Origin of the sequence: Nocardioides sp. R-C-SC26, assembly GCF_021246465.1 — a bacterium.
Taxonomy (GTDB): Bacteria; Actinomycetota; Actinomycetes; order Propionibacteriales; family Nocardioidaceae; genus Nocardioides.
In genome coordinates this window covers 1-319 of sequence record NZ_JAHRHK010000072.1, presented here as the reverse complement: position 1 = coordinate 319, position 319 = coordinate 1, and the positions used below count along the sequence as shown (strand labels likewise).

Genomic DNA, 319 nt, shown 5'->3' with positions numbered 1-319 from the left:
CTGGTCCGCTGACGGCAGGTGCCTTCGCGGCGAGGGGGAGGGGCGGGAGGGTCGCCGAGAAGTAGGTTGAGCCCATGGGGGTCGTCGGGGGCGTGGACCGCACGCAGCGGCGTTTCACTCCGCTGGGCTTCCCCCTCGCCGTCATCTACAAGTTCTTCGACGTCCAGGGCAACTACCTCTCGGCGGCGATCACCTACTACGCCTTCATCGCGATCTTCCCCCTGCTGCTCCTGGCCTCCTCCATCTTCGGCCGACCATGGACTTCATCGCCGGTCATCACGTACCGCATCCCCGCGGTGTCGAGGTCGTCCTCACCGGC

General features: G+C 67.1%; 1 pseudogene. It reads left to right on the top strand.

What is annotated here, in order from left to right:
* Nucleotides 1–74 precede the first annotated feature (74 nt).
* Nucleotides 75–319 (top strand): annotated as a pseudogene (locus KSO97_RS17485) (YihY/virulence factor BrkB family protein); the annotation flags it as partial.